This window comes from Thermosynechococcus sp. M98_K2018_005 (genome assembly GCF_015295825.1).
In the GTDB taxonomy this organism is placed as follows: domain Bacteria; phylum Cyanobacteriota; class Cyanobacteriia; order Thermosynechococcales; family Thermosynechococcaceae; genus Thermosynechococcus.
Genome location: NZ_DVEH01000095.1, coordinates 1 through 10,720, shown reverse-complemented (window position 1 = coordinate 10,720; position 10,720 = coordinate 1). Strand labels below are relative to the sequence as shown.

At 56.4% G+C, this 10,720-nt stretch carries 7 protein-coding genes; 2 read left to right on the top strand and 5 right to left on the bottom strand.

Translation table 11 applies throughout. From position 1 onward, the window contains the following. Window positions 1–56: 56 nt before the first annotated feature. A complete protein-coding gene (locus IGQ15_RS11425; protein ID WP_297051899.1) occupies window positions 57–2,129 on the bottom strand; it encodes a cellulose synthase catalytic subunit in 2,073 nt (690 codons plus the stop codon). A gap of 146 nt (window positions 2,130–2,275) precedes the next feature. Here IGQ15_RS11425 and IGQ15_RS11420 point away from each other — a divergent pair, with 146 nt between their 5' ends. Beyond that, window positions 2,276–2,968 (top strand): DUF1997 domain-containing protein, encoded by a 693-nt coding sequence (locus IGQ15_RS11420; protein WP_297051896.1) that lies wholly within the window; start codon window positions 2,276–2,278, stop codon window positions 2,966–2,968. On the opposite strand, the gene IGQ15_RS11415 is transcribed toward IGQ15_RS11420, so the two are convergent. Then, window positions 2,919–3,539: a bifunctional 4-hydroxy-2-oxoglutarate aldolase/2-dehydro-3-deoxy-phosphogluconate aldolase gene (locus IGQ15_RS11415; RefSeq protein ID WP_297051893.1), complete on the bottom strand. Its 621-nt coding sequence runs from the start codon at window positions 3,537–3,539 to the stop codon at window positions 2,919–2,921. The two genes, IGQ15_RS11420 and IGQ15_RS11415, sit on opposite strands and share 50 nt — an antisense overlap. Before the next feature lie 103 nt (window positions 3,540–3,642). Here IGQ15_RS11415 and smpB point away from each other — a divergent pair, with 103 nt between their 5' ends. Then, entirely contained in the window at window positions 3,643–4,101 is a 459-nt protein-coding gene (smpB, locus tag IGQ15_RS11410; RefSeq protein WP_297051891.1) for an SsrA-binding protein SmpB, read from the top strand. 2 nt (window positions 4,102–4,103) lie between these two features. Here the strand turns inward: smpB and IGQ15_RS11405 are convergent, their stop codons facing one another. From IGQ15_RS11405 to IGQ15_RS11395, 3 genes are all read right to left on the bottom strand, one after another. Next, window positions 4,104–4,730, bottom strand: a complete 627-nt coding sequence (locus IGQ15_RS11405; protein ID WP_297051890.1) for a DUF3747 domain-containing protein — start codon at window positions 4,728–4,730, stop codon at window positions 4,104–4,106. Between the two features lie 121 nt (window positions 4,731–4,851). After that, window positions 4,852–8,358, bottom strand: coding sequence for a chromosome segregation protein SMC (gene smc / locus IGQ15_RS11400; protein ID WP_297051887.1), 3,507 nt, complete (start codon window positions 8,356–8,358; stop codon window positions 4,852–4,854). Between the two features lie 135 nt (window positions 8,359–8,493). Continuing rightward, window positions 8,494–10,720, bottom strand: a 2,227-nt coding sequence (locus IGQ15_RS11395) for a type I restriction endonuclease subunit R (protein WP_297051885.1), incomplete at its 5' end; no start/stop codon positions are given.

Below are 10,720 nucleotides of genomic sequence, written 5' to 3'. Positions count from 1 at the left end.
CTGTATCCCCTCGCTGAAGCGGAGGGGTTTTAGCCTGCCCACATCACTCCTATAAGTCATTTTTCGTTGGCATAGCTGTAGGCTCGATGCCATACTTTTGCCTGAGCAGAGGGCGTGATCTGCACCCAGTGACGACTCAGGGGAGGTAAGACGAGAGTGCGCAGGAGCAGCCACAGGGTTTGCAATTCACTGGGGGCTTTCTGCCATTGCCAACGGTTGGGTTCACAGAAAAGTAAGGTGACCAATTGGCGGTACTGATCCGAGGTTAGGGGGTCAAAGTAAATCTTTAGGGTCGTTGGATTGGGCATATCAACAACTTGGCCGCTGAGGTCAATGCCTGCCTCCAAAAGCCGACAGGTGAGGGGTACACCCATCGCGGAGGGGGGGAGGGGTTGGTGCAGATGAACGATCGCCCCCCCTTCAGAAAGGCGAATAGTCGTGCCCCACAGGGCAGTGGTTTGATCCCAAGCAAGATGGAGTTCAACTGTTTGCTGCACATTGAGCCAATCATAGGGATCGGGGCGGGGGCGATCGATGAGGCTATAAAGCGCAAGGGCAAGAATAATTAGATTATAGAGATTCCAGATCCATGCCAGTAGTAGTCCCTTGGTCTGTAATGCCTGCCAATTCAACACAGCGGCGGCAGCAGAGAGCATAAACAGCACCACAAGGGGGACAGCAAGATGCCACTGAACTCGGTAGCGATCGCGATAATTGCCCTTGGGGGTGACCCAAAAGCCGCGACCAAAGGGACGCAACAACGTATCAATCACTGTCAATGTCAACGGCACACATTGAAGCACCGCATAAATATCAGACACCAAGGCAGAGCGACTTTGGCCATTGAGCCAGCGGAAGGTACTCAACAGCAGCCAGTAGTAGGGCACAAAATAGTAGAGCCACTGCCGCAGGGTGGCTTCAAGGGGGATGATACCCCAAAAGGCAGCAATCAAGGGCAACAGCAGCAACAGCAAACGCATGGGACTGTGGAACCATTGTGTAATCCCCTCTAGGTGGGCAAGGCGCTGAAGCCCAGTGAGATTGGGTACCCGCAGTGGACTTGCCCCAATGAATAATCCTTGGAGGGTGCCCCGTGCCCAGCGTTGACGTTGACGAATATGCGCCGCCATTTCCTCTGCACACAGCCCCGCACTGAGACTTTCGTTCAGGTAAATTAACCGATGACCTGCTGCCGCCAATTGAATGCCTGTGTAGTAGTCCTCACTGAGGGATTCAGTGACAAAGCCGCCAATAGCTTCTAGCGCCGATCGCCGCACGACAAAGGAACTGCCGTAGCACAGCGCTGTTTCGATGCCATCCCGCAGGACTTGATAATGACGGGAGAAGATCTCCACTTCTTGGGGTAGGTAATCCTCGAGGCCAAGGTTACGGGCAATAGGATCGGGGTTGTAAAAGCTCTGGTAGGTTTGGACCAGGCCAATATCAGCCCTTTGAAAAAAGCCCACAGTACGGGTGAGAAAATTACGAGTGGGAACAAAATCAGCATCAAAAACCGCAATCAGTTCACCCTGGGTTTGCCTAAGGGCATGGTTGAGGTTGCCCGCTTTGGCATGGCGATTGTCTGGACGGCTAAGGTACTCACAGCCTAATTCCAAGGCCAATTTCCGTAGGGCAGGGCGACGGGTATCGTCAAGAACATAAATACGCTTGTGGGGATAATCGAGGGCTTGGCAGCCGACAATCGTGCGTTGCAAAATCGTCAGGGGTTCATTGTAGGTGGGAATAAAAATATCCACCCAAGGCTGATAGTGGCCACTTTTGACCGCAAGGGCAGCAGCATCGGCTTCAGGATGACGATTTTTGATGTGCAAGAGCAGGTAGAGTTGTAGGCCATAGCCCGCCATCATAAAACCTTCAATGCCCAGTAGGAGCAGGCTAAGGGTGGCTTCTAGGGGGGTGCGCAGATTGAGGGTAGCGAGCGATCGCCACAGCAGATAATGCAGCATCACGGCCATTAAACTGCCAACGATAATGACCCGCGCCCACTGCTGCTGCACTTTCCCCCAGCGCAAAACAATAGTGCTGAGAACCACCATCAAGCACAATGGCCAAAACAGCCATGGTTTGTCTAAATGTTCAACGGCGAGCCAAGGAGGGACAGGGGGCATCGCTGGAGCCTCAAGCAACTGAATAGTAATGTAACGAAATGTAAATCAACTGTTGGACAGGGACGACATTTGTAAGGTTCCCCGCAGTAGCGATCGCCCCCAGCTGTATGTCAGGATGAATATCACTCAATGCCAACTTTCGTGCCATGACCGATTTCTCAGCGGGAACAAAGTTGCCCCCCTTTGTTTTTCACAACCAGTTCCAGGGCTGGATGGAAGTCTATGCGCCCGTGCAACGCTACGAGACCTATTTGAACAATCACCAAGAATGGTTTCACCGCTGCGCCCATCCCATGAAGACAGAACCGGTGGGCAAGCATGGCTACATTCTCACCATTGGCCGCTATGGTTCCCATGGCTATGAAGTGGAACCCAAAATTGGACTGCACCTGCTGCCCCAAGAGCAGGGGGTCTATCGGATTGCAACGATTCCTGTGCCAGAGCAGCCGTTTTTGAACTATGAGGTGAATTTTCAAGCGGCCATGGCCTTGGTACCGATGCGAGCCACCCCTGAAACCGATAGCGACCTGTTGGCACTGAATGTAATTGATTACACGCGGGTCAATTGGGAACTGGATTTGCGGGTGGAAATGCGCTTTCCTCGGTTTATCTACCGTTTGCCCCATGGCCTGATTCAGGGGACAGGCAATCGCGTCTTGGCTCAAATTGTCCGCCAAGTCTCCTACCGCCTGACGGCAAAGGTACAGGATGATTTCCACAAAACCATTGGCCTAGACTTGGGCAAACGCTGGCGCCGCAAGCGCTTCCATGCTGAGCGGGTGCGCACCCTCACCCCTGCTCCTGATATGCCTGACGAACCTCAGCCACCTGCTGCTTGAGCATTGTCGCATCCGTACCGAGTTGACTGCCCATACCAATGGCGATCGCCCCTGCTTGCCAGAGGGGCACCACATCCTCCCAGCCAATACCCCCGCAGGGGATTAGGGGAATCTCAGCAAACAGGGGTCGCAATGCCCGCAGATAGCTTGCACCCCCCACCGCCATCACTGGAAAAACCTTCACTGCCACTGCTCCCGCTTGCCAAGCGTGGAGAATTTCCGTTGGTGTCAATGCCCCCAAAATCAGAGGACAGTTTGCCTCCGTTGCGAGGGGCACCACCTCTATGGCCGTATGGGGGGTCACTAAAAATTGTGCGCCAGCAGCGATCGCCCCTTTGACCATTTGTGGATTTTGGAGGCTTGCAGCGCCAATGGTGCAGCGGGGAAAGTCTTGACGGAGTTGCCGCAACACCGAAGCTGCATCGGGAGTTGTCCAAGCCACCTCCAGGCAGGAAAACCCTGCTTCAATGTAAACCTGAGCGCGGGCGATCGCTTCAGTAGGATCAGCAGCACGCACCACGGCAATCAAGGGCAAGCCTTGCAGAAACTCTAACGGCTGTGGCTTGGGCATAGGGTCATAACTATTCAGCAGGGGGGTGGGAGGGCACTGATAAGATGAAAATTTCCCCTACCCCTAAACTACGGTATATTGGCAATACCTTTGCGAGTCTCAAATGGGTGATAGCGTCAAAGTCCTGAGTGAAAATCGCCAAGCGCGCTTCCAATACGAAATTCTAGAAACCTATGAGTGTGGTCTCGTGTTACTCGGCACTGAGGTCAAGTCTATTCGCGCTGGCAAGGTGAATTTACGGGATGGCTTTGCCCGCATCCGCAATGGTGAAGCGTGGTTGATGAATGTTCACATTTCCCCCCACGAGAGTACGAACCAATCCTACAACCATGACCCCCTGCGCGATCGCAAGCTCCTTCTCCACAAGCAGGAAATCCGCAAGCTAGTGGGCAAAGTGGAGCAAAAGGGACTGACCCTTGTGCCCCTAAAGCTTTACCTCAAAAATGGTCGCGTTAAGGTCTCCATAGGGCTGGCTCGTGGTAAGAAACTCCACGACAAACGCCAAGACCTCAAGCAGCGGCAGGACAAGCGGGAAATGGAGCGGGCAATGAAGCAGCGCTAGACTTAACTTTGGGGGGTGGGTACAGGGGTACTGTTAGTTTCCGTGCGGACGGGCGTTGCAGGGGTAGGGGCGCTTCCTGTTGCCGCTTCCCAAGAGTCATTGGTGAAATACACATGGCCAAGTACCCGTCCTTCATAGGTGCGCCGCGTTAGCCGCCACGTGGGTTCCAGATGGAACTTGAGGAACTGTCCCTCCTGGAGACCATGGGTACGACCAATAATCATCCGCGGTCCACCGCGATTGCTGCTGCCGACAAGGAGCAACTCGCCATCTCCTCCTTCAATGCGCAGGTTGTACTGCAACCCTAAATCCTGTTGCGCCACCCGAATCGAGTAACCATTGCTATCGGTGGCGCGACCACAAATGCCCGTGAAGTCAAACGTGGTCAACAGCGGATTAATCACCACGGGGTTACTGCCCGATTCACTCCAGCAGGGACGAGTATCCTTGATTTGCTCTACCACCAGTAGGCGATACCCACCGCGTGCAAGGGGCACAGCCATCACCACATAGCGACTTTGATCCACTTCCGTTTGTGTAAACATATTGGCTTGGGCAGGCCGAGGGGCAATTGTGCCCAAACAGGCCACTGTCAATAGGCTCAGGCCAAATTTTTGCCAGTATTTCATAGGGATACTCCTCAGCAAAACTTGGAGGTTTTGACAGTTAAATGGATTCTATTGTTTCACTACGATCCACGCCGATTAACTATCAAAATTCTAGAAATTATTTTTCAGACACCGTCAGGCATCAATGGTGAGCCGTCAAATCGAGGCCAATCACTTGGGTATGTTGACCCCGCGCTTGGGTGACACCAATCGTGCGCTGAGCCGCTTCAATCATCGGTCGCCGCAGACTGACAACAATAAACTGCGCCTCTTGGCTCTGCTGCTGAATCATTTTGGCAAGGCGCTCAACATTGGCACCATCGAGAAACATATCCACTTCATCAAAGGCATAAAAGGGGGAAGGGCGATAGCGTTGCAGGGCAAAGATAAAACTGAGGGCCGTTAGGGATTTTTCGCCCCCCGACATTGAGGCCAAGCGTTGTACGGGTTTGCCCTTGGGATGCGCCACCAGATTCAGGCCACCGGCAAAGGGATCCTCAGGACTTTCCAGTTGCAGATAGCCATCGCCATCGGAGAGGGTGGCAAAAATGGTTTGGAAGTTGGCATTGACGGCATCAAAGGCTTCACGGAAGGACTGGTGACGCAGTGTGGTGAAGTTCTCAATCCGCAGTAAGATCTCCGTGCGCTCTGCTTCTAGAACGGCGAGCTTCTCCTGTAGCTCATTAAGCCGCCCTTGTGTCTCCTCAAATTCCTGAATTGCCAGCATATTGACCGGTTCCATGGCGCGCAGCCGTTTTTCGAGGGCTTGGCACTGCTGCTGAATGTCGCTGAGGGAGAGATTGGCAGGTACTTCAGGTAATGGCTGCGGTAGGGGAGGGGCCTCGATGGTGCTGAGTTCCTGAAGTTGTGCTTGCAGCGTGGTGAGGGTGTCGCTGGCTTTTTGGTATTGCCATTCCAGTTGTTGGTAGTCCTTTTGCTGCTGCCGTAGTTGGTAGTCTTGGCAATCGCGCTCGCCCTTGAGGTGACCAAGGCGGGCGTCCAATTCCCTCAAAGCAGTTTGCGTGCTTTGAATTTGCGTCGCTAAGTCCCCAAGAGTCTGATCGAGGGCTTGCTGCTGACAAAGCGTCTCCTGTTGGGCTTGGCGCAGTCGCTGAATCTCCTGTTCGATTTGTTGCAAGTCTCGTGCCAGTTGCTCGAGTTGACGGTGGCGATCGCCCAAGGCTTGATCCACCGCTTGCAGGGCGGCCACATGGTCGGCGTGAATTTTTTCCTGTGCCTGAAGCTGTTCCTGAAGGTGTTGCCACTGCTGATGGCTGGGATTGGCTTCAAGGGTATTGAGGGCAAGGCGTTCGGCGGCGAGTTCTGCTTCGAGTTCAGGAAGGCGAGCCTCTAGGTGAGTGAGTTCAGTCTCTGCGGCGGTTAACTCTTGGCTGAGGTGCTGCTGTTGGCGCGCTAAGTCTGCTTGCTGGCGGTTGAGGTGCTGCTGTTGCTGCTGAAGTTGCTCCCATTGCCGCTGGCGATCGCGATGGCTTTGGCGGGCTTCACTCAGGGCTTGGTTCAGCTCATTCACTCTCCCCTGTTTCTGAGTGCGCTCTTGAATGAGGCGATCTAACAGGCGTTCCAATTCCCCAAGGCGATCGCGCACCTGTTGGACCTCTGCCGATTCGTGGGGGGTGACCCCCTGACCAAAACGGAGGGTATTTGTGCGACTATAGCTACCCCCGGTCATTGCCCCTGAGGGTTCTAGCAAGTCTCCCTCTAGGGTGACCATCCGGTATTGCCCTAGGTAGGGTCGCGCCGCCTCAAGGCGCTCAAAGACCAGCGTGCTGCCAAACACATAGGCAAAAATGGGGGCATATTGCGGCTCAAAGGTAACAAGATTCAAGGCATAGTCAATACAGCCTGCCAAGGAGATGAGGGGTAGGGTCTTGGGACGTGCCATCTTGTTCAGGGGCAAAAATGTGGCCCTGCCGGCTCGTTCCCGCTTGAGGAGGGCGATCGCTGCCGCTGCGACACTGTCATCCGCCACAACGATATTGCCTAGGCGTGCCCCGGCCGCAATTTCCAACGCCAGTTGATAGCGGGGTTCCACTTGACCGAGCTGTGCCACCAGCCCAAACACGCCGGGGAGATCAGCACTTAAAATGAGCCGCGCCGCAAAACTCCCTTGGCTTTCCTGAACCGCCTGTTGTCGTGCTTCCAGTTGATCCAGCTGCCGCTGCTTTTGGCGCTGTTCTCGCTCAAGGCGTTGATAGGTTTCTTCTGTTAAGCTCAATTGTTGCTGCGTTGTGGCCAGTTGTTGGGCAAGGGTTTGTAGGTGCTGCTCCTCTTTTTGGACGGCTGCCGCAGCTTTTGTGAGCGCGTCTTGCAATTCCAATTGCTGGGCTTCTAAGGTGCTGGCCGCTTGGCGCAATTCCCCTTGCCGCTGCCGCAATTGTTGCAATCGCTCCTGAAGGCGAGAGAGTTCACTGCGACTCGGTTCCAGTTCGTGAATCAGGGCATCAATCCGCTGCCGTCGCTGACGGTGCTCCTGAAACCAAGCTTGGGCTGCCGTATTCAACTCCTGAGCTTGCTGCCGTAGGGCGTCGAGGGTGGCTTGGCTGGTGGCAACGGCTGCGACTAAGGGGGGGCGATCGCCCTGTTGCTGTTCTAACTCTTGAGCAAGTTGCTGTTGCTGCAACCGTTGACTGTGGTACTGGGCTTGCCGTTGCTGGAGTTGTTCTCCCAACTGTTCCTGCTGCTGTTGGTAGGCGGTTTGCTGGCGTTGACACTGCCGCTCTTGGGCGTGGAGATCCGCTAACGCTGCTTGCAGGCGGAGGTACGCTTCTTCGCCGAGGGCTTTCACCTGTTGATTGAGTTGTTCCAGCGTAACCGTTGCCGCTTCAATCTCCCGTGCTTTTTGTTGGAGTTGGGCTTGGCGCTGGGCTTGCTCCTGTTGTAGCGTCTGAATCTGTGCTTGGAGCTGCCCTTTTTGCTGTTCGTGGGCTTGCCATTGGCGCACCAGCAGCCATTGCTCTCGCTCTTGCAGTTCTAGCCGTAGGGCTTGATATTTTTCTGCTTGCAGGCGATCCCGTTGCAGGCGATCGCGCTGTTGGATCAATTCCTGCTCAACAATGCGGAAGCGTTCTTCGCGCTCCTTGACCGTATCTAACTTTTCGCGAGCTTGGGCAATCTTGCGGTCAAAATCCGCCACCCCCGCCAATTCGTCAATAATTTCCCGCCGTGCCTTGGCATTCATGGAAATGATACTGGTGACATCCCCCTGCAAAACCACGTTATAACCTTGGGGATAGATACAAAACGCCTGTAACTGATCGTGGAGTTCATTCAGCGTGCAGGGTTGATCATTCACTGCATAGGTCGAGGTATAGGTGCCCTGCTTGGTTACTCGCAGGCGCCGCGTCACCCGCCATTCCGTTTCGACATCCAGTGCAAAGGTCACCGTGACTCGCGTTTCGACAACACTATGGCCACGCCGCGTTTGGCTATGGTTCACCAAATCTGGCAATCGTTCTGCCCGCATCCCCTTAGACCCTGCAAGGCCAAGAGCAAAGAGCAACGCATCCAAGAGGTTCGACTTCCCTGAGCCATTGGGGCCTGAAATGACCGTAAACCCTGGCAGTAGCGGAATCACCGTTGTGCCGCCAAAGGACTTAAAATTTGTGAGTTCTAACTGCTTGATGTACACAACTAGGGAAGCCGCTCAACGATATACACACTAATGCACAGGCCAGTCGAACATGTCTCAGTAGAGTTTGCTAAGTAGGTATAGAGTAAATACCACTGTAATATGCCTGAATGCGTTGACGGGCGATCGATTCTCTCACGCCGTCGCCCACTCCGCGGACAGCACCTCCGCCTGTTCCAGCACCGTCTGCGTCGCCTTCTCCTGCTTGTCCGGCGGGTAACCGTACTTGCGCAGGACGCGCTTTACGAGCACACGCAACTGCGCGCGCACGTTCTCGCGGAGGGTCCAGTCAATGGTGACGTTATTGCGCACCGTCTGGACCAGTTCGCGGGCGATGGTGCGCAGCGTCTTATCTCCCAGCACCTTGACGGCGCTGTCGTTGGTCTCCAGCGCGTCGTAGAACGCCAGCTCGTCCTCGGAGAGCCCCAACGCTTCGCCGCGGGCGTCCGCTTGCCGCAGGTCCTTCGCGAGTTGGATCAATTCCTCGATGACTTGCGCCGCCTCGATCGCCCGATTCTGGTAACGGCGGAGGGTCTGTTCCAACATCTCGGCAAAGGAGCGCGCTTGCACAAGGTTCTTGCGGCGCCGGATGCTGATCTCGCCCTTGAGCAGTTTCTGCAGCAGTTCAACGGCGAGGTTCTTCTGCGGCATACCGCGCACCTCGGCCAGGAATTCGTCGGAGAGGATGGAGATGTCGGGCTTTTGCAGGCCGGCCGCGGCGAAAATGTCCATGACGCCTTTCGGCGCGACGGCGCGGGCAATGATCTGCCGCACGGCGTGGTCGAGTTCTTCCTCGGGCCGCGCCTCGCCCGGCGCTCGCTTGGCGAGCACGGCCTGCATCGCCTGGAAGAAGGCCACGTCGTCACGGATGCGTAGCGCCTCATCGTGCGGCACGGCCAAGGCGAATGCCTTCGATAACTCGCGCACAGCGCGAATACAGCGATCCTTGCCGTTCTCCTGGGCGAGGATGTGCTCCTGCGCAGCAGGCAGGATCGCCAGGCGCTCTTCCGGCGTGCCGACCTTCCACTTCGACCAGTCGCAACCGTGGAAAAGCCCGCAGCACACCTCGTACTTCTCCCGCATGACGGCGACCGCCTCGTCCTGGTCCAGCGCTGTGCGCCCGGTCCCCCCGCTCTCCGTATACGTAGCCAATGCCTGCTTCAACTCATGAGCGAGGCCAAGGTAATCCACCACCAGACCGCCGGGCTTGTCGCGGAACACCCGGTTGACGCGCGCGATCGCCTGCATCAGGCCGTGGCCGCGCATTGGTTTGTCGATGTACATCGTGTGCAGGCTGGGCGCGTCGAAGCCGGTGAGCCACATATCGCGCACGATGACGATCTTGAACGGATCGTTGGGATCGCGGAAGCGGTTGGCCAGCGCCTCGCGCCGCGGCTTGCTGCGAATGTGCGCTTGCCACTCCAGCGGATCGGAGGCCGAGCCGGTCATCACCACCTTGAGCGCGCCCTGCTCATCCGTTGCGCCGGCCCACTGCGGCCGCAGCCTGACGATCTCGTTGTAAAGCTCAACACAAATACGCCGGCTCATGCACACGATCATCGCCTTGCCGTCCAGTGCCTCGAGGCGCTGCTCAAAGTGTTCGACGATGTCCTGCGCCACGAGCCGGAGGCGCTTCTCGGCTCCCACGATGGCCTCGAGTTGCGCCCACTTGGTCTTGAGTTTTTCCTTGCGCTCGATCTCCTCGCCTTCGGTGATTTCCTCAAAGTCCGGGTCAATCTTCGGCCGCTCGGTTTCGTCCAGCGCGAGCTTGGCCAGCCGGCTTTCGTAATAGATCGGCACCGTGGCGCCGTCCTGCACGGCCCGCTGGATGTCGTAGATGCTGATGTAGTCGCCAAAGACGGCGCGGGTGTTGGCGTCGGTCTTTTCGATAGGCGTGCCGGTGAAACCGATGAACGAGGCGTGCGGCAGGGCGTCGCGCATGTGACGGGCAAAGCCGTCTATAAAATCGTACTGGCTGCGGTGCGCCTCATCGGCGATGACGACGATATTGCGCCTATCGGAAAGGGTCGGATGCCGGTCGCCCTTCTCCTCGGGGAAGAACTTGTGGATGGTGGTGAACACCACGCCGCCAGCCTGCACGGAAAGCAACTGACGCAGATGGGCGCGGCTCTCGGCCTGCACCGGCGGCTGGCGCAAGAGGTCGCAGCAGCGCGAGAAGGTGCCGAAGAGCTGGTCGTCGAGGTCGTTGCGGTCGGTGAGCACGACGAGGGTCGGATTCTCCATGGCCGGCTCGCGGATGATGCGGCCGGCGTAGAACGCCATCGTCAGGCTCTTGCCGGAGCCTTGCGTGTGCCAGACCACCCCCACGCGGCGATCGCCCGGCTTGCCGCCGGGTTTGCGG

Bases quoted from the DNA above. Each gene is read 5' to 3' on its own strand.
- IGQ15_RS11425 (WP_297051899.1), bottom strand. From the start codon at position 2,129: ATGCCCCCTGTCCCTCCTTGGCTCGCCGTTGAACATTTAGACAAACCA.
- smpB (WP_297051891.1), top strand. From the start codon at position 3,643: ATGGGTGATAGCGTCAAAGTCCTGAGTGAAAATCGCCAAGCGCGCTTC.
- IGQ15_RS11420 (WP_297051896.1), top strand. From the start codon at position 2,276: ATGACCGATTTCTCAGCGGGAACAAAGTTGCCCCCCTTTGTTTTTCAC.
- IGQ15_RS11415 (WP_297051893.1), bottom strand. From the start codon at position 3,539: ATGCCCAAGCCACAGCCGTTAGAGTTTCTGCAAGGCTTGCCCTTGATT.
- IGQ15_RS11405 (WP_297051890.1), bottom strand. From the start codon at position 4,730: ATGAAATACTGGCAAAAATTTGGCCTGAGCCTATTGACAGTGGCCTGT.